The sequence below is a fragment of the Vitreimonas sp. genome, from assembly GCF_035627415.1.
Classification (GTDB): Bacteria; Pseudomonadota; Alphaproteobacteria; order Caulobacterales; family Aquidulcibacteraceae; genus Vitreimonas.
The window spans coordinates 74,892-93,196 of record NZ_DASPLU010000007.1 but is presented as its reverse complement, the minus strand read 5'-3'; the positions used below and the strand labels follow the sequence as shown (position 1 = coordinate 93,196).

Here is an 18,305-nt window from a genome sequence, read left to right as displayed (position 1 = left end):
GCGGAAACGCGCCAGCGGGACAGGCAATGTCCTGGCGTGTTAGACCACGCCCATGACCATAATCCTGTGGGCCTTCACCTTGTTCCATCTGCTGGTGGGGCTGGCGTGCATCGGCGCCGCTATACGCTTGCTGACGCCGGATGAGCGGGCGCACTGGCGTTCGCCCTTGGCGCTGCTGATGGCCGAGTTTCTGGTCTGGATTTACCCGATCGCCGCCTTCGTGGCGGCCAAGTCGGCCTGGAGCGCCTATGACGAGGGCCATCCTTTCGCCTTCGCCATGATCCTCGCGCCGATCGGCTGGCTGATGGTGATGGGCGTCGCTTTCGCCATCGTCGACTTTGCCGAGGACGGCATTCTCGGCAACGCGCGCAAAGCCTGATCAGAAGCCCCTGAACGTCGCGAACTCGTCCACGTTCGCGCGGTCACTCCGCAGCATGTTCACCGGTTTGGCCATGTCGGCGTAGCCGAGCGCCATGCCGCAATAGATCATCTCGGTCTCAGGCAGCGCGAAATGCGCGGCGAGCGGCGCGCGCATGCGCGCCCACGCTTCTTGCATGCACGAATGCACGCCGCGCTCCATGGCCGCGAGCGCCACGCTCTGCATGAACATCCCAAGGTGCGCCCACTGACCGTGGCCCATGCCTTTGTCGATGACGAAGAAGAGCCCCACGGGCGCGCCGAAGAACTGGAAATTTTGCGCCAAATGCATCAGCCGCGCCGGCCTGTTGTCGCGGCCGATGCCGAGCAGCGCGTACATGTCCTCGCCGACCTTGAAGCGCCGTGAGCGATAGGGCTCCCAGAGGTTGGCCGGATAAACCGGCTTGTCGTCTTCCGCGCCCGGCAAGTTCGCCTGCGCCAGCGCGGACACCGTGTCGCGTTCGGCGCCGGCGACGGCGATCACCTTCCACGGCTGCAGATTGCCGCCGGACGGCGCGAACCGAGCGACGTCCAGAATCTCGCGCACGGTCTGCTCCGGCACGGGGTTCGGCTTGAAGGCGCGGACGGAGATGCGCTGCCTGATCGCGTCATCGACGTTCATGCGCGCAATGATGAACCGGCGGCGCGCGAACCGCTAGAGTCACGCAACGGCAGGCAGATCGTCGTCCTTGGCGGCGGCAATCAACGTGGCCCGCGTGCGCGCTCGGCGATTTCCTTCGCGTACTGTCGCCCCAGCCTCTGCGCTTCTTCGATCTCCTGCGCGGTCATTTCCTTGGCCAGGGCAGCCGCGCGCTTGCGCGCCGCATCATCCCCGGCGAGCGTGACGCTGGCATAAAGCCACGCCAGCGCTTCGACGGGGTCGCGGTTGATCCAGAAATCTGACAAATGCAGCATCGCCGGCGCGTAACCGCTCTCGGAAGCGCGCGTCAGCCAATGGCGCGCATCGTCGGGCTCGCTCATCGTCGCCAGTTGGATCATAGCTTCGGCGTCGCCTGCGCCGGCCGCCGAGCGGAAATGCTGCCGCGCCAATTGGTTGTCCTTTGAGACACCGGCGCCGGAACGGAGGGCGATTCCATATGCCGTTTCCGCGCCGGGGTGACCGTCCTCCGCGGCGCGCGCAAAGTGCTCGACGGCAACGCGCTTGTCGCTTTCTCCGCCCAAACCGCGCCAATAGAGCAAGCCGAGGTGATAATGACCCGCCGCGCGCGGCTCTTCTTCGATCGCATCCTGCAGCAGCCGCCGCGCGCGCTTCCATTCGCGCCGGTCGAACGCGTCAAGCCCGCGGTCAAGCTTGGAGCGGGCGCCGAACATCACACCGAGAAGCTGACGCCGCAGCCGCAGCTCGAGGCGGCGTTGGGATTTTTCACCTTGAACGAGGCGCCGATCAGTTCGTCCACCCAATCGACTTCCGAGCCAAGCAGGAAGGGGAGCGACACCGGGTCGACGAATAGGCGCGCGCCGTCGCGCTCGATGATCGTATCGTCCGTATTCGGCGCCTGGGCGACGTTGATTTCGTACTGGAAGCCGGAGCAGCCGCCGCCTTCGACAGCCACGCGCAGGCCGGCGCCCGCCGGTTCGCCGGCGACCACCGTCTTGATCCGGTCCGCCGCCGTGGCGGAAAGGGCGATGCTAGCCATCTGTTAACGCAAACCTTTCAGCGGTTTCTCAAGTCTCGTCGTCCCATATATGGTCTCATCCTGGGCGTGAGGAGAAGGCGCTTCCGTGGCGGATGGTCAGAAAGCAGCAGGGGCGAAGCGGGCGCGTACGGTGAAAGCCGCCGAAACCGCCAGCGGCAGCGCTTACGAGCGTCCGCCGAAGGCTCCGTACGCCACCGATTTCACCCGCTCGCGCGGTCGGCTTTATCCAGAGCCCGAAAGCCGCACCCGCACCCCATTCGAGCGCGATCATGACCGTATCGTCCATTCGTCCGCCTTCCGGCGCCTGCGCGGCAAGACGCAAGTGTTCGTCGCCCACGAGGGCGATCACTACCGGACTCGGCTTACACACTCGCTCGAAGTCGCTGGCATCGCCCGCAGCGTCGCCCGCGTCATGGGTCTCGACGACGACCTCGCCGAAACGCTCGGCATCGCCCACGATCTCGGCCATCCGCCGTTCGGCCACACAGGCGAGGACGTGCTCGACGCCTGCATGGAAGGCTACCGAGGCTTCGACCACAATGCGCAGACCTTGCGCGTGCTGACGAAGCTCGAACGCAAGTATCCGGCTTTCGACGGTCTCAATCTCACCTGGGAAACGCTGGAAGGCGTCGTCAAGCACAATGGCCCGCTGGTCCGCTTTGGGGTCAAGCTCGAAGATCTGCCGATCGCGATCCAGGAGTACAACGTCACCCATGACCTCGAACTCGAGTCCTGGCCCAGTCTCGAAGCGCAAGTCGCCGCGCACGCCGACGATGTCGCCTACAACAACCACGACATCGACGACGGCCTGCGCGCCGGCCTCTTCACGCTGACAGAATTGCGCGAGGAGGTCCCGATGGTCGAGCGCGTGCTGGCGACCGTCGAGAAGGATTATCCCGGCATTGACGAGTTCCGCACCTCTGCCGAAACCATCCGCCGCCTAATCGGCGTTTGGATCGACGACCTGGTGTGGGAAAGCAGCAACCGCATCGCTGCGGCGAAGCCGAAGTCGGTGGAAGACGTACGCGCCGCCGGACAGCCGCTGGTCGGGTTCTCGGACCAAATGAACGAGCACCAAGCCGTGCTGCGCCGTTTTCTGATGGCGCGCATGTACCGGCATTGGAAAGTAAACCGCTCGCGCAGTCAGGCGAAGCGCATCCTGAAGCAGCTGTTCGATCTCTTTCTCGTCGAGCCGGAACTGCTTCCGAATGCGTGGCAGCAGGGCATGGACGGCCCGCGCGGCCAGCGCACCGCCCGCCGCGTTTGCGACTACATCGCCGGCATGACCGACGATTTCGCAATCGAAGAGCATAAGCGTCTGTTCAGCTTGGATCGCTAACCACTCCGTTACGCCTGCGGAATTATGGATTCCTTCCCGCTGCTCTTCGCTGCGTTAAGCGCGCGTGAAGCGCAGCCATGGTAAACGGCCTCTTACCCCGCGATTCCGTGGAGCCGGCTTTGAGCACTCGTTACGACCCGCGCATGCACGCGTACGACGATCATCAGACGCGCCACGCCGGCTTCGTCTACGGTCTGATGATCATCATCGCGGTCGCGTTCGGCGCTTTCCTGTGGCAGCTCTACAGCGCCCCGGAGATCCCGCGCATCCCAGCGCCCTCCGGCCCCTACAAGGTCGAGCCGCCGAGCGGCGCAGCCAATGCGCCCGACGCGACTGAAAGCGCCGCCTACGCAGCGCCCACGGAAGAGGCGGCGCCGTCCTTGCCGACCACCCGGGCTGAAGCCGATGAGCCTGCCGTCGAAGGCCCGCCGCAGCTTCCCACTGCGCCGCGCTTCGTCGGCAACGGCCCTTACGTCGCCCAGCTCGCGGCGCTGCAATCGGAAGCGGCGGTGGATCAGGCTTGGCGGCGGCTCTCGTCACGCGCGCCGCAGCTGTTCGCTTCCGCGCGGCTCGATATCGAGCGCGCCGACCTCGGAGCCCGGGGCGTCTACTACCGCGTCCGCGCCGGCTATTTCGCGGACCGCGACAACGCCGCGCGCTTCTGCGACCGCATCCGGCAAATGGGGCAGGACTGCATCGTCGCGGCGCGCTGATGCCGCGGATTCGCTGGCCCCACCGATCCCGGGGCGCGGCGTGAGCCGCGAGCCAGGCGCCCATAAACACGAATGTGTCCAACTTCCGCGCTTCTCTTTGAGCAGCTTGAGTGTATGGGTCCCGGACTTGGCGCCGCGCGCCAAGTCCGGAATGGGTGAGTGATGTCGCTGCTCTCGAGCGCCTTTGGAGTACGCCAAGCCAAGCTCGACGCCGACACGCGCGCATTTTTCCGCGAGGCGCGGCCGTGGAGCTTCATCCTGTTCCGCGAAGCCTGCGTCTCGCGCGTTCAGGTGAGGGCGCTGTGCGATCAGCTCCGAGACGCCGCCGGCCATGACGCGATCGTCTGGATCGATCAGGAAGGCGGCCGTGTGGCGCGCCTGAAAGCGCCCGAATGGCCGGTCTGGCCGCCCGCAGCGAAATACGGCCAGATTTACAAGCGCGATTTCGAAGCCGGCCTCGAAGCGTCACGCCTCGGCCATCGCCTGATTGCGCACGAACTGAAAAGCATCGGCGTCGACGCCGATTATGCGCCCGTGCTCGATGTGCCGGTGGAAGGCAGCGACAAGATCGTCGGCGACCGCGCCTTCTCGGCTGAGCCCGGCGAGGTCGCGATGCTCGCGCGCGCCGCGCTCGAGGGGCTACACGAGGGCGGCGTCGCCGGTTCGATCAAGCACATGCCTGGCCATGGCCGCGCCACCGCCGACAGCCATTTTCAATTGCCGCGCGTCACCGCCAGTCAAGCCGAACTCGAAAACGACATCGCCCCGTTCGCCGCGCTCGCCGACGCCGAGGCGGCGATGACCGCGCACATCGTCTTCGACGCCTGGGACGCAGATCGCCCCGCCACGTGCTCTCCGATCGTGATCGAAAACATCATCCGCGGCCGCCTCGGCTTCAGCGGCCTGCTGATGAGCGACGATCTCGACATGAAGGCGCTCCAATACGCGCTGAACGGCGGCCTCAGAGAGCGCGCGGAAGCCGCCCTGGGCGCCGGGTGCGACGTCGTTCTGCAATGCTCCGGCGATTTGAAGGAGATGCAGGAGACGGCCAAGGGCTGCCGCTCGCTGCAGGGCCTTTCCCTGGTCCGCGCTCGCGCCGTCGAAGCCTTCGCCAAACGCCCGCCGCGCGAATTTGACGCCGAAGCCGGGTGGGTCCGCTTCAAACAGCTGGTGAACAGCGTAGCTGATTGAGCTACCTCATGTTTCAGAAATGACCGAAGCAGACGACCAGATCGAACTCGACCTCCACGCCGCCGAAGAAGCGGACGAGGGCGAGGCGCTGCGCGTCGCCCTCGACGCCTTCGAAGGACCGCTCCACGTCTTGCTCGAACTCGCGCGGGCCAAGAAGATCGATATCGCCAAGGTCTCGGTCACCGAAATCGCCGACCAGTATCTCACCTTCATCGCCGAAGCGCGGGCGCAGAATATGGAGATCGCCGGCGACTATCTCGTCATGGCGGCGTGGCTCGCGTTGTTGAAATCGCGCCTGCTGATCCCGAAGCCGCAGCTGCCGGCCGACGAGCCCGATCCGCAGACGCTCGAAGCGGCGCTGCGCCAAAAGCTGATGAATCTGCAGGCCGCGCGCGGCGCGGCGAAGAAGCTGGAAGAGCTCCCGCAGCTTGGCCGCGACGTTTTCCTGAACGGCCAGCCGCAAACCACGGTGCTGAACAAGACCACCACCTGGAAAGCCGATCTCTACGAACTCTTGAACGCCTATTGCGCCGACCGCACCAAGCAGATCCGCAAGCGCGCCTACACCACCTTCGCGCGCCGCGCCTATCCTCTCGAAACGGCGCGTAAGAAGCTCGAACAGGCGCTGACCAAGCTCGAAGAATGGAGCGCCATTGAAGCTGTTGCGCCGGCTGCTGAAGCCAGTCCCGACGCGCCGCCGCAGGAGAGCTATCTCGCCTCCACCTTCGGCGCCGCGCTCGAGCTGACCCGCGAAGGCCGGATGGAGCTGCGGCAAGCGGAAGCGTTCGCCCCGCTGTTCGTGCGCGCCCGGCCGGGCCAACCTAGAGGCGCCGAATGAGCAGTGACGAGCCGCCTCTCGCCGACGCGATGCGCCGCATCGAGGACGCCTTCGCCGAGGGCGTCGAGCAGCCCCGCGCCAAGCCCAGCGCCGACGCCATCCGCGCCGCCGAGGCGCTGCTGTTCGCCGGCGGCGAGCCGATCACAGCGAAGGCGTTGGCCGAGAAACTCGGCCCCGCCGTCGACGTCGCTGCCGTGCTGATGAAGCTTAAGGCCGACTACGCCGGTCGCGGGGTGGAGCTGGTCGAGACCGGGGCAGGGTGGCGGTTTCAGTCCGCCCCGGACCTCGCCGGCCTTTTCACCGAGACCCGGGAGGCCCCCAAGCGGCTGCCCAAGGCCGCCATGGAAACCCTGGCCGTCATTGCCTACCACCAGCCCGTCACTCGGGCCGAAATCGAGGAAATCCGCGGCGTCAGCCTCTCCCGGGGCTCGATGGAACTCCTGATGGAGATCGGCTGGATCCGCCCGCGCGGCCGCCGCCGCACCCCCGGCCGGCCGCTGACGTTTGGAACAACCGACGCTTTTCTCAGTCACTTCGGCTTGGCCTCGCTTGACGCTCTGCCCGGCAAGGATGATCTGAAGGCCCTGGGGCTGCTGGATCCCCGCGCGGCGGCGCAGCTTGACGTGCCGCGCCCGAGCGAGGATGCCGCCCCGGACGAAGAGCCGCTGTCAGAAGGTGACGACGCGGCAAGCTTTTTCGTGGATCATCTTGGTGAAGATGAGTGACCTCTGCGCCGCCGGCGCGATGGAGTTTTGACGATGCATATGCCCGGGTTGATCCCGCTTCTGATCGTTCTGGTGCTCGCGTTTCTGCTGTTCTCCAAGCCCGGCCGCATTTCCGGGCTGATGGAGGATTTGGGCAAAGGCATCAAAGGCTTCCGCAAGGGCTTGGGCGACGAGCAGAAGCCGCAGGATGGGGCCGCCGAGCCGCCGCGTCAGGTGCAGGACCAGGCCGCTCAGACGCGTGAGACCGACCGCGCGCCGAACTGAGCGCCGGAGCCTAGCGCCTCATGCTGCCCAGTCTCGGCTTCAACGAGATCATCATTCTCGGCATCCTCGCCCTCGTGGTGGTGGGGCCGAAAGACCTGCCGCTCTTGTTTCGGAAGCTGGGACGGTGGACGGCGAAGCTGCGCGGCATGGCCCAGGAATTCCGGAGCGGCTTCGACGAACTCGCCCGACAGGCCGAACTCGACGAACTGAAGCGTGAGGTGGACGCCCTGCGGCGTACGACCTCGCTGCACGAAATCCGTAACGAACTCGCCAAGCCTCTGCCGACGCTCGAAGACTATGCCGGCGTCCAGCCGACGCCCGCGATCCCGCCGCCGGCCGCAGCTGCGCCCGCGGTTGAAGCTGACGACGACGTGAGCGCGGAGCGAGAGGCGGACGAAGCCCACGCCCAGCCCGAGGCCGAGGCGGATCGGCGCGGGCATGCCGAGGCCGCCCCGGTCGCGCGGAGCGCGCCGTGACCTCCGTGGCTCAGAACAAGAAGCCCCTGACAGACGAAGAGGAGATCGAAGCCTCCCGCGCGCCGCTGCTCGATCACTTGTTCGAACTGCGTGATCGCTTGGTGAAGTCGATCGCCGCGATCGTGATCGGCTTCGTTGTCTGCTTCATCTTCGTCGATCCAATCTTCATGTTCCTCGCCCAGCCGTTCCAGACGGCGATGGCGGTGGCTCATCCCGAACGCGCCGGCGAGGCGATCCAGCTGATCAATACGGGCGCGTTCGGCTTTTTTTCGGTGAAGATGCAGATCGCGCTGTTCGGCGGCATCGTGCTCGCGTTTCCGATCTTGGCTTGGCAGGTCTACGCGTTCATCGCGCCGGGACTTTACAGGCGCGAACGGGCGGCGGCGGCGCCCTTCATGTTGGCCGCGCCGATCATGTTCGCGCTAGGCGGCGCGTTCGTTTTTTATGTGGCCATGCCGTTCGCGCTGAACTTCGCGCTGACACAGGAAGTCACCGAAGGCCCGGTGCGGGTGACGTATCTGCCGAAGGTCGAAGAATATATGGGCTTGGTCACGACGTTGGTGCTGGCGTTCGGGCTCATGTTCCAGCTGCCGGTCGTCCTCTCGCTGCTCGGCAAGGTCGGTATCGTTTCGAGTTCGTTGCTGCGCAAAGGGCGCCGCTACGCCATCGTCGGCATCGCCGCGTTCTCGGCGTTGGTGACGCCGAACGACGTCATCTCGATGTTCGTCATGGCCGTGCCGGTCTACCTGCTCTACGAAATCTCGATCTGGATCGTGGCCGCGATGGAAAAGACGCGGGCCAAGGAAGAGGCGTCCGCCTCGATCGTCCCGCCAGCCCCGTAGCGCTTCCGCGTCCGTTCGGCTAAGCGGGGCGCGAACGGGAAGAATCCATGCACGACATCCGCGCTCTCCGCGAAAACCCTGACATCTACGACGCCGCCTGGGCGCGTAAGGGTCTGGAGCCGCAGGCCCGAAAGATCATCGATCTCGACGCCAAGCTCCGCGCCGCCTCCACCGCCAAGCAGGAAGCCGAGGCGCAACGCAACGCCGCCTCCAAGTCGATCGGCCAAGCCAAGGCGCAGAAGAACGAGGCCGAAGCGGAACGGCTGATGACGCAGGTCGCCGCGCTGAAGCAGCGCATTGAAGAATCGAGCGCCGAAGAAGCCAGGTGGCAGAAGCAACGCGACGACCTCTTGTCGTCGCTTCCCAACTTGCCGGCCACCGACGTTCCGGACGGCGCCGACGAGCACGCCAATGTCGAAGTGCGCCGCTGGTGCAAGACAGACGGCGGAGACCCGCCCGCGCTCGATCTCACCGCCGACCACGTCACGCTCGGCGAAGCGCTCGGTATGATGGACTTCGAGGCCGCCGCGCGCCTCTCCGGCGCACGCTTCGTCGTGCTGCGCGGTCAGCTTGCACGTCTCGAGCGCGCGCTCGCGGCGCTCATGCTCGATCTGCACACGGCCGAGTTCGGCTACACGGAGGTGGCGCCGCCGCTCTTGGTCAAGGACCACGTCATGTTCGGCACCGGCCAGCTGCCGAAATTCGTCGACGACCAATTCACCGCTGCCCGGACCGTCAGCCGCGAAGAGCTGCTGTTTCAGGCGCTCGACCGCTTCGACGAAGAGTTCGAAAAGCGCAAAGGGCAGGCCAAGCCGACCGAAGTGATGAAGGAGCTTCTGGAGGTCGCGCCGACGCGCGAGGATTTCTGGCTCATCCCCACATCGGAGGTCGCGCTCACCAATCTCGTCCGCGAGCAGATCCTCGACGAAGCGCCGCTGCCGCTGCGCATGACGGGGGACACGCCGTGCTTCCGCGCCGAAGCGGGCGCTGCGGGCCGCGACACGCGCGGCATGATCCGCATGCACCAGTTCCGCAAGGTGGAATTGGTCTCGATCACGACGCCGGAGCAGAGCCACGACGAACACGAGCGCATGGTTCGCTGCGCCGAAGAGGTGCTGAAGCGACTCGAACTGCCGTACCGCGTCATGCTGCTGTGCGCGGGCGACATGGGCTTCAGCGCGAAGAAGACCTACGACCTCGAAGTCTGGCTCCCCAGCCAAGGCAAGTACCGCGAGATCAGCTCTTGCTCGAACTGCGGCGACTTCCAAGCCCGCCGCATGAACGCGCGCTTCCGCAACAAGGAAGGCAAGACCGAGTTCGTGCACACGCTGAACGGTTCTGGGCTGGCCGTCGGCCGCACGCTCGTGGCGGTGCTGGAAAACTACCAGCAAGCGGACGGTTCGATCGCCGTGCCGAAAGCGCTACAGCCGTACATGGGCGGCCTGGAGCGGATCGCACGCTGATCCACCGGCGCGGCGCCTCCGCCTACAAGCAGATGCAACTGGGCAATTGGGATCAAGGTAATGATGAGGTTGCTCTGCGTCTGAAAGGGCGTTGCGCTGAGCTTATCGATGCGTGATGCCGCGCACTACGTCCCAACAATCCGCAACAATTCCGCTCCAGTGATATTGTCACCAAGCGTACTCCAATTTCCCTCCGCTTCCAGCGCCACCCCGAGCAACGAATGAAAAATCCGCCGTGGTAGCGTCTGCGCGCCGAACTGCTCCAGATGGGGTGTGATGAATTGCGCATCCAGCAGCTTGAAGCCGCCGACCTTCAGCCGCGCCACAAGATGCACCAGCGCCGCCTTGCTCGCATCAGTCACGCGCGAGAACATGCTCTCGCCAAAGAACGCGCCGCCAAGCGCCACGCCGTAGAGTCCGCCCACGAGCGTTCCATCCAGCCGCGCCTCGACGCTGTGCGCCACCCCTTGCGCGTGCAGCGATTGATAGAGCGAGAGAATGTCGGTGTTGATCCAGGTGTCCTCCCGATCCGGCCCTGGCGCGGCGCAGCCTTTGATCACGGCGGTGAAGTCGCGGTCGATGGTGAAGGTGAACTTGTCCTGCCGGATCGTCCGCGCCAGCCGCTTCGGCACGTGAAAGCCGTCGAGCGGAAACGTGCAGCGCCATTCCGGATCGACGATGAAGAAGCCCTCGTCGTCGCGGCTTTCCGCCATCGGAAAGACGCCGCGCCGGTAACAGGCCAGCAGATCGTCGGTCGAAAATGCTTTCACGGCGGGCCGAATGTGCCAAAACCGTGGGCGCGCGTCACCAACCTCCGCCGGCGGTTCAATCCAGCGCCTCGTCCGATTTCGCCGCCGCGCCCTCACGCTTCGCCCGCATGCGATCCACCCACACGTCCAGCGGATGCAGCAGCACCAGGACGATCAGCGTGAGCCCGACCCCGACCCAGACGATTTCCCAGGCCGCCAAGCCGCAGGCGATACCGAGCGCCGCCGCCACCCAGACCGTCGCAGCGGTGGTCAGGTTGTGCACTTCGCCTTCCTCGTGCGAGCGCAGCACGGCGCCGGCGCCGAGGAAGCCGATGCCCGCCATTACGCCTTGGATGATGCCTTGCACGACGCGGCTCACGGCATCCGGTTCGCCGTTCAGCGCTGTCAGGTGAACGGTCGCCAGCGACACCAGCGCCGAGCCCAGCGAAACAAGCGCCAGCGTCCGGATGCCCACTGGCTTGCCGCGCCACTCACGATCGATCCCGATCGCGACGCCGACGATGACGGACGCCGCCAGACGCAGCGCGATGTCGGCGAGGTCGACGGCCGGATCGATCGGTTGGGGCAGCGCCATGCCGCGTCAACCGCCGCCCCGGCAAGCCGTTCCGCTGCTCAGTAGCCGTTGAGGCGGCTACGCAGCGCGTCGTCGCCGATGTCGGCGTCGTGGAATTCCGGCACTGCGTGTTCTTCCGTCGGGATCGGCGCGATCGTGGCGGGGCTGTAGTGCGCCGCCACCTGTTCAGAATTGGCGCACGAGGAGAGCGCAAGCACCATGAAAGCGAGTGCTACGAGCACCGCGACGCCCGCGAATTGCTGCTGTGCCATGAAAGACGAGCCCTGAAGCCAAAGGTCAGGCCGCGCTCTGCAAGGCCCGGGCCGTTAACCCACTGGGGCCGCAAGTCCCGACAGCCAGGTTTGCGCGCGTTACGCGCCTTCCGCGTCCGCCTTCGCCTTCAGGTTCCGCTCGAGCCAGTGGATCGAGTAATCGCCATTGATCACGTCCGGCTCATTCATCAGGTCGCGGAAGAGCGGCAGGGTGGTTTCGACGCCGGTGATCACCATCTCGTTCAGCGCGCGCCGGAGCCGCATCAGGCACTCAGCTCGGTCGCGGCCGTGCACGATCAATTTGCCGATCAGCGAGTCGTAATTCGGCGGGATCGCGTAGCCTGCATAAATCGCGCTGTCCAAGCGCACGCCCAAGCCGCCTGGAGGGTGGAAGCCGGTGATCCTGCCGGGCGAGGGGCGGAAGGTGGCTGGGTTCTCGGCATTGACGCGGCACTCGATCGCATGGCCTTGGAACTTCACGTCCTTCTGCTTCACCGAAAGCGGCGCGCCGTCGGCGATGCGGATCTGCTCGCGCACGAGATCGAGCCCGGTAATCATCTCCGTCACCGGGTGCTCGACCTGCAGGCGCGTGTTCATTTCGATGAAATAGAACTCACCGTCCTCATAGAGATATTCGACCGTGCCGACGCCGAGATAGCCGAGCTTCTGGATCGCGTCCGCTGTGATCTTGCCGATGCGCGCGCGGTCCTCGGCGTTGAGCGCGGGCGAGGGCGCCTCTTCGAGCACCTTCTGGTGGCGCCGCTGCAGCGAGCAGTCGCGCTCGCCGAGATGGATCACGTTGCCATGGCTGTCGGCGACGATCTGGATCTCGATGTGACGCGGATGCGTCAGATACTTCTCCATATAGACTTCGTCATTGCCGAACGCGGCTTTCGCTTCTGCGCGCGCGGTCGAGAACGCTTCGGCCAAGTCTTCTTCCGTGCGCGCCACCTTCATGCCTCGCCCGCCGCCGCCTGCGGCGGCTTTGATCAGCACCGGATAGCCGATCTTCTTGGCCCATTTCTTCGCCTCGGCCTCACTGGCGACGCCGCCTTCCGAGCCCGGCACCACCGGCATGCCGGTGTCGATCGCCGCCTGCTTCGCGGCGATCTTGTCGCCCATCAGCCGAATGTGTTCGGCCGTCGGGCCGATGAAGGTCATGCCGTGCTGGGTCACGATGTCGGCGAACTTGGCGTTCTCCGACAAAAACCCGTAGCCCGGATGGATCGCCTGCGCGCCGGTGATCTCGGCGGCGGCGATGATCGCCGGTATGTGCAGATACGATTTCCCCGCCGGCGGCGGCCCGATGCAGACGCTTTCGTCCGCCAGCCGCACGTGCATCGCGTCGGCGTCCGCCGTCGAATGCACCGCGACCGTTGAGATGCCCATCTCCTTGCACGCGCGGTGGATCCTAAGCGCGATTTCCCCGCGATTGGCGATGAGAACTTTTTCAAACATCGTCAGCTACTCGGCGCAGCTCGCCAGCCGCTATTTGTGAGAAACGCGCGCTCGGTTCGTCAGGCGGCATGTCGTTGTTGTTCACGACACGTACGAAATTGGTGATCAAGGTGTCAGCGTCGCGGAGGGTGATCACAAAGCACCACGTCTCCACCCAGCCCTCGTTCCTCGGCCGCCCCGGATCCACTTCAATCGAGGTTATGACGGCGTTGGTGCCGTCGCGTTGAATCGAGAAGGCGCCCGGTTTGACTTCGATCGCCGATCCATTGTCCGGGACGAAGACGGCCACGGTCTGGCCAGAGATGACGAGCCGCACACCGCGCAGGCGCGCCGGCGAGAGTCCGGCGCCGTCCACGGGGCCGAGGTCGCCTTCCCAGGTCCCATCGAGCATGCCCACAGCTGTGACGTATTCCTGAGCGCCGGCCGACGCTGTCGCCAACGTCGCCGCTGCGCCAAAAACCAAAGTGCGTCTGATGGTGAAATCCGAACCCATCGACGTCACTCGATGATGACGAGCGGCTCGCCGTATTCCACCGGCTGCGCGTCCGTCACCAGGATCGCCGTCACCTTGCCGGCACGCGGCGCCGGGATCGGGTTGAACGTCTTCATCGCTTCGACGACCATCAGCGTCTGGCCGGCTGTGACCGTGTCGCCGACCTTGATGAAAGTCGGGGCGCCGGGCTCCGGCGAAAGATAAGCGGTGCCGACCATCGGCGATGGCACCGCGCCGGGATGCGACGCCGCTTCAGCCGCTGGCGCGGGTCCGGCGGCCGGCGGCGGCGCGACCGGGGCATGCGCCACCGGCGCCGCGGCCACGACATGATGCACCGGCGCAGCCGCCGCCGTCAGCGTGCGGGCGATGCGCAAGCGCAGCTCGCCATGCTCGACTTCGATCTCGGAGAGGCCGCTATCGGAAATGATCTTCGCCAGTTCGCGCACGAGGTCGGGATCGATCGCCTGTTTCTTGTCGCTCATGTTCTGCGGTTTCCTGCTCACGCGCTCTTCTCACTTGCCAGCAAGGCGGCCGCCTCGATGGCCAACAGATAGGATGTCGCTCCAAAGCCGGCGATGACGCCCTTTGCGGCCTGGCCCACTAACGAAACGTGACGGAAGTCCTCACGCGCCGCGGGGTTGGAAAGGTGGGTTTCGATCACCGGCACGGCGATCGCCTTGATCGCGTCATGGAGGGCGACCGATGTGTGGGTATAGGCGCCCGCGTTTAGAACGACAGCCGTCGCCTTGTCGCGGGCCTCTTGCAGCCAGTTCACCAGCTCACCCTCGACGTTGGACTGACGGAACACGATCGTCCGGCCCAGCTGGGCGGCCCGTTCGGCGCACGCTTTCTCGATTTCGGCCAGGGTCACGTGGCCGTAAATGTGGGGCTCGCGCGTTCCCAACAGGTTCAAGTTGGGTCCGTTCAGCACGTAAATGGGCTTTGCGTTCGGCATCGTCCTCGGCGCGGGCGGATGGGACGTCGGTTGCGAGGCGTCCCGGAGGGGCTTAAGTCCGGCGGATAGGAAGGCCCATGCGACTGATCGTCAACGGAGAATCGCGCGAAGCGCCCGATAAGGCGACCCTCGCCGACCTTCTCGCCTCGCTGGGGATCGACGGGCGGCGCGTGGCCGTGGAACGCAACCGAGAGATAGCGCCAAAGAGCCTGTGGTCTCAGATTGTTCTCAATGACGGCGATCAGTTGGAGATCGTTCAGTTCGTCGGTGGCGGGTAATGACGATCCGCGCAGAAATCAGCAAGCAACCGCGACTCCCTCCCCCCTTGAGGGGGAGGGGTGGGGAGGGGGGGCGTGCAAACGCGCCGCTGATCGCACAATCTCGCGCGAGCTTCTCCGCGCGTCTTGAAACATCGTGTGCTGCCCGCCGCCCCCCACCCCCTGGCCCCTCCCCGCAAGGGGGAGGGGAGGCGCTCTACTCGGCGAGCATTAGACAATGAACAACGACACCCTCACCATCGCCGGCAAGAGCTACAACTCCCGCCTCATCATCGGCACCGGCAAGTACAAATCCTACGCCGAAAACGCCGCCGCGCTCGAGGCCAGCGGCGCCGAGATCGTCACCGTCGCGGTGCGGCGCGTGAATCTCTCCGATCCCAGCAAAGAGCGCCTCACCGATCACATCGATCCGAAGAAGACGACGTTCCTGCCCAACACCGCCGGCTGCTTCACCGCCGACGAAGCGCTGCGCACGCTCCGTCTCGCGCGCGAAGCCGGCGATTGGAAGCTGGTGAAGCTCGAAGTGCTCGCCGACCAGAAGACGCTCTACCCCGACATGGAAGAGACGCTGCGCGCCGCGAAAATCCTCGTCGCCGAAGGCTTCGAAGTGATGGTCTATTGCAGCGACGATCCGGTCTACGCCAAGAAACTGGAAGACGCCGGCTGCGTCGCCATCATGCCGCTCGGCTCCTTGATCGGCTCCGGCCTCGGCATCCAAAACCCGGTCAACATCCGCCTCATCGTCGAACAATCCCGCGTCCCCGTCATCGTCGACGCCGGGGTCGGCACCGCGAGCGACGCGACCGTGGCGATGGAGCTCGGCGCAGACGGCGTCCTAATGAACACCGCGATTGCTGAGGCGAAGGACCCTGTGCGCATGGCGCGCGCCATGAAGCATGCGGTGATCGCGGGACGCGAAGCGTATATTGCTGGGCGGATGGGGAAGAAGAAGTACGCTGATCCCAGTTCACCGTTGGGCGGGTTGATTTAGTGCGTAGTGCGCCAGTGTTGAATGGCATCCGCAACTTCGTGGTGCTGGCGCTGACGTGCCCACCCCTCAGCATCGTGTTTGCCGACACCGAAGTCATACGTCGGCGTCGGATCGATTCCTGCATCGAGAAGCATGACGGCAATCGCGGGCGAGTTGGAGTTTACCGCCGCAATGAGCGGGTTACGCAGGTCTTCAACAGGGAGCTTGGCACCAGCTTCGATCAGGAAGGTCGCGACTTCGGCGTTGCCGTTCTGGGCGGCGGTAAAAAGCGGTGTGTGACGGCATTGATTTGATTCGATGTCCACACCGCGCTCAAGAAAGAAGGCCGCAATTTCTCTCGATGAGTTGACGGCGGCACAGTGCAACCAAGAGCCGAACGCTGTGCTCATCTTCGATCGCGCTCTCAGACCGTCCTTATTCTCGATGCGCTCCGGGTAAGCTTCGAATAGCTCGCGGACGCGTTGTGCGTCTTTTCTCGCAACAGCCTTGAATGCTTCGGCTTCGAATGGAATCTCGAACTTTGTCGCATCGGCGCGATCCCTCGCGAGAAGCATGGCGCGAATTTCAAGGGCGCCCCACAGGCGGGCCTTCTCCTTTGCATCGATAAACTTGAGCCATCCTTGCCGATAACGCGCCTTGTGGTCGATGCCCGCGCGAAGGAGTATTTCCGCCACTTCAGGAGCGCGCATCATGATCGTCTCCTCGTTGCGGCCGCGTCCCGCCGTAATCGCTGCGATAAGCGGATTTCGCACGGATTGGCTTACATCGAGCTTTGATCCTTGCTCGAGAAGAAATTGAACGATCTCAACATTGCCGCGACCGGCCGCGTTGCAGATGGCAAGGTCACCATCATTTTCACCGGGGGTGTTCACATCAAAGCCGCGATCCACGAGGAGTCGAACGACATCAAGTGACCCGTTGCCCGCTGCGTAGTGCAGTAGAGTGCCGCCCGCGATGCCGCCGAAGGCACGCAGCTGTTGGGGATGCTCATCAAGGAGTTCGGAAACGCGAACGGTGTCGCCCTTGTTGATCGGCTCCCAGAACTGGATGCTCTCTTTAGTGATGCCCACTTTCGCCCCCTCGAGTGGCTAGCTCATCGTGCCAACCACGCCCCCAGATCCCCCAACGCCCGTTCCGCCAGCGCCAGCTTCTTCGCCCGCCCGCGCTCTTCGCCTTTGAGCTTCTTCCCATCCGCTCCATGCGTCGGCGCGGCGATTTCCGGAAACAGACCGAAGTTCACATTCATCGGCTGAAACGAGCCTTTGCCGCCTTCGATATGCCCGCCCGTCACGTGCGCGAGCAGCGCGCCCAACGCCGTCGTCGCCGGCGGCGGCTCGACCGCGCGCCCCAAACGCTCCGCCGCAGCAAAGCGCCCCGCCATCATCCCCATCGCCGCGCTTTCGACGTAGCCCTCGACACCCGTCACTTGCCCGGCAAACCGCACCCGCGGCTCGGCGCGCAAACGCAGCGTGCCGTCCAACAGCTTTGGCGAATTCAAAAACGTATTGCGATGAATCCCACCCAGCCGCGCAAAGCGCGCGTTCTGCAAGCCCGGGATCATGCGGAAAATCGCTTCCTGCGCGCCATATTTCAGCTTGGTCTGGAAACCCACCATGTTGAACAGCGTGCCAAGCTTATTGTCCTGCCGCAGCTGCACCACCGCATAAGGCCGCTTGCCGACGCGCGGATCCATCAGCCCGACCGGCTTCATCGGCCCAAACCGGAGCGTGTCCAGCCCGCGCTCAGCCATCACCTCGATCGGCAAGCAACCTTCGAAGTAAGGCGTGTTCTTCTCCCACTCGCGAAACTCAGTCTTCGCCCCCGCATTCAGCGCATTGATGAACGCCACATATTGCGCCTCATCCATCGGGCAGTTCACGTACGCGGCCTTATCGCCGCCCGGACCTTCCTTGTCGTAGCGCGACTGCTTCCAGGCAATGTCGAAATCGATCGAGTCCGCATGCACGATGGGCGCAATCGCATCGAAGAAGGCGAGCGAATCTTCGCCGGTGAGGTTGCGGATGGAGTCGGCGAGGGCCGGAGACGTCAGCGGGCCCGTGCAGAAAATAATACTGGCGTCATCCCGGCCGGAGGCGCGCAGCGCCGTAGAGCCGGGACCCAGGGCAAGCGCACTGCCGCTTTCCCCTGGGTCCCGGATCGCGCTTCGCGCGTCCGGGATGACGGGCATTTGTTCGGCGTCATGGAGGAGTTGATCTAGCGACCGTACTTCCCCACGCTCCACCGCAATCAATGGATGCGCCGCGAGCGCCGCCGTCACTGCGTCGGAGAATACATCCCGATCCACCGCCAGCGCGCTGCCCGCCGGGACCTGCGCCGGCGCCGCGCTCGCCATCACTAGCGAGCCCAACCGCCGCATCTCCTCGTGCAGGAGCCCGACCGCGTTCCCGCGCCAATCGTCCGAACGGAACGAATTGGAGCACACCAGCTCCGCAAACTTCTCCGTCTTGTGCGCGTCGGTCATCCGAACGGGGCGCATCTCGTGCAGCACCACCGGCACGCCTGCGTTCGCCAGCGCCCACGCCGCTTCCGATCCGGCCAAGCCGCCGCCGACCACGTGAACGGGTTTCATTGATCCTGTCATCGGCGCC

At 65.0% G+C, this 18,305-nt stretch carries 24 protein-coding genes; 12 read left to right on the top strand and 12 right to left on the bottom strand.

The genetic code is table 11. The features are described from left to right. The first annotated feature begins 52 nt into the window (after nucleotides 1–52). On the top strand, nucleotides 53–379 hold the full coding sequence (locus VEA80_RS05110) for a hypothetical protein (RefSeq protein ID WP_325059622.1): 327 nt from the start codon (nucleotides 53–55) through the stop codon (nucleotides 377–379). Here VEA80_RS05110 and VEA80_RS05105 read toward each other — a convergent pair whose 3' ends face one another. The 3 genes from VEA80_RS05105 to VEA80_RS05095 all read right to left on the bottom strand — a co-directional run bounded on the left by VEA80_RS05105 (nucleotide 380) and on the right by VEA80_RS05095 (nucleotide 2,075). After that, the gene (locus VEA80_RS05105; RefSeq protein WP_325059621.1) at nucleotides 380–1,039 is read right to left on the bottom strand and encodes a nitroreductase; all 660 of its coding nucleotides are present in this window, start codon (nucleotides 1,037–1,039) and stop codon (nucleotides 380–382) included. It lies immediately after the preceding gene. Between the two features lie 80 nt (nucleotides 1,040–1,119). Further along, entirely contained in the window at nucleotides 1,120–1,749 is a 630-nt protein-coding gene (locus VEA80_RS05100; RefSeq protein WP_325059620.1) for a tetratricopeptide repeat protein, read from the bottom strand. Beyond that, a complete protein-coding gene (locus VEA80_RS05095) occupies nucleotides 1,749–2,075 on the bottom strand; it encodes an iron-sulfur cluster assembly accessory protein (protein ID WP_325059619.1) in 327 nt (108 codons plus the stop codon). Before VEA80_RS05095 ends, VEA80_RS05100 begins: the two co-directional genes overlap by 1 nt. Before the next feature lie 130 nt (nucleotides 2,076–2,205). Between VEA80_RS05095 and VEA80_RS05090 the strand changes: the two genes are divergently transcribed. The 9 genes from VEA80_RS05090 (at nucleotide 2,206) to serS (ending at nucleotide 9,926) form a co-directional block, all read left to right on the top strand. Then, nucleotides 2,206–3,414 carry a deoxyguanosinetriphosphate triphosphohydrolase gene (locus tag VEA80_RS05090; protein ID WP_349257211.1) on the top strand — a complete coding sequence of 403 codons (1,209 nt, stop codon included), beginning with the start codon at nucleotides 2,206–2,208 and terminating at the stop codon, nucleotides 3,412–3,414. A 119-nt stretch (nucleotides 3,415–3,533) separates the two neighbouring features. Continuing rightward, a complete protein-coding gene (locus tag VEA80_RS05085) occupies nucleotides 3,534–4,127 on the top strand; it encodes an SPOR domain-containing protein (protein WP_325059617.1) in 594 nt (197 codons plus the stop codon). A 162-nt stretch (nucleotides 4,128–4,289) separates the two neighbouring features. Then, complete coding sequence (gene nagZ / locus VEA80_RS05080) at nucleotides 4,290–5,318, top strand: beta-N-acetylhexosaminidase (RefSeq protein WP_325059616.1); 1,029 nt, start codon at nucleotides 4,290–4,292, stop codon at nucleotides 5,316–5,318. A 19-nt stretch (nucleotides 5,319–5,337) separates the two neighbouring features. Beyond that, entirely contained in the window at nucleotides 5,338–6,156 is an 819-nt protein-coding gene (locus VEA80_RS05075; RefSeq protein ID WP_325059615.1) for a ScpA family protein, read from the top strand. After that, entirely contained in the window at nucleotides 6,153–6,881 is a 729-nt protein-coding gene (gene scpB, locus VEA80_RS05070) for an SMC-Scp complex subunit ScpB (RefSeq protein WP_325059614.1), read from the top strand. The genes VEA80_RS05075 and scpB overlap by 4 nt, the downstream gene beginning before the upstream one ends. 39 nt (nucleotides 6,882–6,920) lie before the next feature. Further along, nucleotides 6,921–7,145: a twin-arginine translocase TatA/TatE family subunit gene (locus VEA80_RS05065; RefSeq protein WP_325059613.1), complete on the top strand. Its 225-nt coding sequence runs from the start codon at nucleotides 6,921–6,923 to the stop codon at nucleotides 7,143–7,145. A 20-nt stretch (nucleotides 7,146–7,165) separates the two neighbouring features. Then, nucleotides 7,166–7,621 carry a Sec-independent protein translocase protein TatB gene (gene tatB, locus VEA80_RS05060; RefSeq protein ID WP_325059612.1) on the top strand — a complete coding sequence of 152 codons (456 nt, stop codon included), beginning with the start codon at nucleotides 7,166–7,168 and terminating at the stop codon, nucleotides 7,619–7,621. Then, entirely contained in the window at nucleotides 7,618–8,463 is an 846-nt protein-coding gene (gene tatC, locus VEA80_RS05055; protein ID WP_325059611.1) for a twin-arginine translocase subunit TatC, read from the top strand. The genes tatB and tatC overlap by 4 nt, the downstream gene beginning before the upstream one ends. A 47-nt stretch (nucleotides 8,464–8,510) precedes the next feature. Beyond that, the gene (gene serS / locus VEA80_RS05050; RefSeq protein ID WP_325059610.1) at nucleotides 8,511–9,926 is read left to right on the top strand and encodes a serine--tRNA ligase; all 1,416 of its coding nucleotides are present in this window, start codon (nucleotides 8,511–8,513) and stop codon (nucleotides 9,924–9,926) included. Nucleotides 9,927–10,051: 125 nt separating this feature from the next. Here the strand turns inward: serS and aat are convergent, their stop codons facing one another. The 7 genes from aat to aroQ all read right to left on the bottom strand — a co-directional run bounded on the left by aat (nucleotide 10,052) and on the right by aroQ (nucleotide 14,427). Beyond that, the gene (aat, locus tag VEA80_RS05045; protein WP_325059609.1) at nucleotides 10,052–10,696 is read right to left on the bottom strand and encodes a leucyl/phenylalanyl-tRNA--protein transferase; all 645 of its coding nucleotides are present in this window, start codon (nucleotides 10,694–10,696) and stop codon (nucleotides 10,052–10,054) included. Nucleotides 10,697–10,751: 55 nt separating this feature from the next. Next, nucleotides 10,752–11,270 carry an MgtC/SapB family protein gene (locus tag VEA80_RS05040; protein WP_325059608.1) on the bottom strand — a complete coding sequence of 173 codons (519 nt, stop codon included), beginning with the start codon at nucleotides 11,268–11,270 and terminating at the stop codon, nucleotides 10,752–10,754. A gap of 38 nt (nucleotides 11,271–11,308) precedes the next feature. After that, complete coding sequence (locus tag VEA80_RS05035; protein WP_325059607.1) at nucleotides 11,309–11,521, bottom strand: hypothetical protein; 213 nt, start codon at nucleotides 11,519–11,521, stop codon at nucleotides 11,309–11,311. A gap of 99 nt (nucleotides 11,522–11,620) precedes the next feature. After that, nucleotides 11,621–12,979: an acetyl-CoA carboxylase biotin carboxylase subunit gene (accC, locus tag VEA80_RS05030; RefSeq protein WP_325059606.1), complete on the bottom strand. Its 1,359-nt coding sequence runs from the start codon at nucleotides 12,977–12,979 to the stop codon at nucleotides 11,621–11,623. Further along, nucleotides 12,972–13,472, bottom strand: coding sequence for a hypothetical protein (locus VEA80_RS05025; protein WP_325059605.1), 501 nt, complete (start codon nucleotides 13,470–13,472; stop codon nucleotides 12,972–12,974). The genes accC and VEA80_RS05025 overlap by 8 nt, the downstream gene beginning before the upstream one ends. 5 nt (nucleotides 13,473–13,477) lie before the next feature. Further along, entirely contained in the window at nucleotides 13,478–13,954 is a 477-nt protein-coding gene (gene accB / locus VEA80_RS05020) for an acetyl-CoA carboxylase biotin carboxyl carrier protein (protein WP_349257210.1), read from the bottom strand. A gap of 17 nt (nucleotides 13,955–13,971) precedes the next feature. Continuing rightward, nucleotides 13,972–14,427, bottom strand: a complete 456-nt coding sequence (aroQ, locus tag VEA80_RS05015) for a type II 3-dehydroquinate dehydratase (protein WP_325059603.1) — start codon at nucleotides 14,425–14,427, stop codon at nucleotides 13,972–13,974. 77 nt (nucleotides 14,428–14,504) lie between these two features. On the opposite strand from aroQ, the gene thiS reads away from it, so the two are divergent. After that, on the top strand, nucleotides 14,505–14,705 hold the full coding sequence (gene thiS, locus VEA80_RS05010; RefSeq protein ID WP_325059602.1) for a sulfur carrier protein ThiS: 201 nt from the start codon (nucleotides 14,505–14,507) through the stop codon (nucleotides 14,703–14,705). A gap of 217 nt (nucleotides 14,706–14,922) precedes the next feature. Continuing rightward, nucleotides 14,923–15,696 (top strand): thiazole synthase, encoded by a 774-nt coding sequence (locus tag VEA80_RS05005; RefSeq protein ID WP_325059601.1) that lies wholly within the window; start codon nucleotides 14,923–14,925, stop codon nucleotides 15,694–15,696. Here the strand turns inward: VEA80_RS05005 and VEA80_RS05000 are convergent. Together VEA80_RS05000 and trmFO are read right to left on the bottom strand one after the other, a co-directional pair. Further along, complete coding sequence (locus VEA80_RS05000; RefSeq protein ID WP_325059600.1) at nucleotides 15,693–16,766, bottom strand: ankyrin repeat domain-containing protein; 1,074 nt, start codon at nucleotides 16,764–16,766, stop codon at nucleotides 15,693–15,695. The genes VEA80_RS05005 and VEA80_RS05000 overlap by 4 nt on opposite strands. 23 nt (nucleotides 16,767–16,789) lie before the next feature. Next, complete coding sequence (trmFO, locus tag VEA80_RS04995; protein ID WP_325059599.1) at nucleotides 16,790–18,286, bottom strand: methylenetetrahydrofolate--tRNA-(uracil(54)-C(5))-methyltransferase (FADH(2)-oxidizing) TrmFO; 1,497 nt, start codon at nucleotides 18,284–18,286, stop codon at nucleotides 16,790–16,792. Nucleotides 18,287–18,305 lie beyond the last annotated feature (19 nt).

Coding starts and splice junctions, on each gene's coding strand:
- VEA80_RS05095 (WP_325059619.1), bottom strand. CDS start 2,075: ATGGCTAGCATCGCCCTTTCCGCCACGGCGGCGGACCGGATCAAGACG.
- VEA80_RS05110 (WP_325059622.1), top strand. CDS start 53: ATGACCATAATCCTGTGGGCCTTCACCTTGTTCCATCTGCTGGTGGGG.
- VEA80_RS05105 (WP_325059621.1), bottom strand. CDS start 1,039: ATGAACGTCGATGACGCGATCAGGCAGCGCATCTCCGTCCGCGCCTTC.
- VEA80_RS05100 (WP_325059620.1), bottom strand. CDS start 1,749: ATGTTCGGCGCCCGCTCCAAGCTTGACCGCGGGCTTGACGCGTTCGAC.
- tatB (WP_325059612.1), top strand. CDS start 7,166: ATGCTGCCCAGTCTCGGCTTCAACGAGATCATCATTCTCGGCATCCTC.
- VEA80_RS05005 (WP_325059601.1), top strand. CDS start 14,923: ATGAACAACGACACCCTCACCATCGCCGGCAAGAGCTACAACTCCCGC.
- VEA80_RS05065 (WP_325059613.1), top strand. CDS start 6,921: ATGCCCGGGTTGATCCCGCTTCTGATCGTTCTGGTGCTCGCGTTTCTG.
- accB (WP_349257210.1), bottom strand. CDS start 13,954: ATGAGCGACAAGAAACAGGCGATCGATCCCGACCTCGTGCGCGAACTG.
- thiS (WP_325059602.1), top strand. CDS start 14,505: ATGCGACTGATCGTCAACGGAGAATCGCGCGAAGCGCCCGATAAGGCG.
- VEA80_RS05040 (WP_325059608.1), bottom strand. CDS start 11,270: ATGGCGCTGCCCCAACCGATCGATCCGGCCGTCGACCTCGCCGACATC.
- scpB (WP_325059614.1), top strand. CDS start 6,153: ATGAGCAGTGACGAGCCGCCTCTCGCCGACGCGATGCGCCGCATCGAG.
- VEA80_RS05075 (WP_325059615.1), top strand. CDS start 5,338: ATGACCGAAGCAGACGACCAGATCGAACTCGACCTCCACGCCGCCGAA.
- aroQ (WP_325059603.1), bottom strand. CDS start 14,427: ATGCCGAACGCAAAGCCCATTTACGTGCTGAACGGACCCAACTTGAAC.
- VEA80_RS05025 (WP_325059605.1), bottom strand. CDS start 13,472: ATGGGTTCGGATTTCACCATCAGACGCACTTTGGTTTTTGGCGCAGCG.
- serS (WP_325059610.1), top strand. CDS start 8,511: ATGCACGACATCCGCGCTCTCCGCGAAAACCCTGACATCTACGACGCC.
- trmFO (WP_325059599.1), bottom strand. CDS start 18,286: ATGAAACCCGTTCACGTGGTCGGCGGCGGCTTGGCCGGATCGGAAGCG.
- VEA80_RS05035 (WP_325059607.1), bottom strand. CDS start 11,521: ATGGCACAGCAGCAATTCGCGGGCGTCGCGGTGCTCGTAGCACTCGCT.
- accC (WP_325059606.1), bottom strand. CDS start 12,979: ATGTTTGAAAAAGTTCTCATCGCCAATCGCGGGGAAATCGCGCTTAGG.
- nagZ (WP_325059616.1), top strand. CDS start 4,290: ATGTCGCTGCTCTCGAGCGCCTTTGGAGTACGCCAAGCCAAGCTCGAC.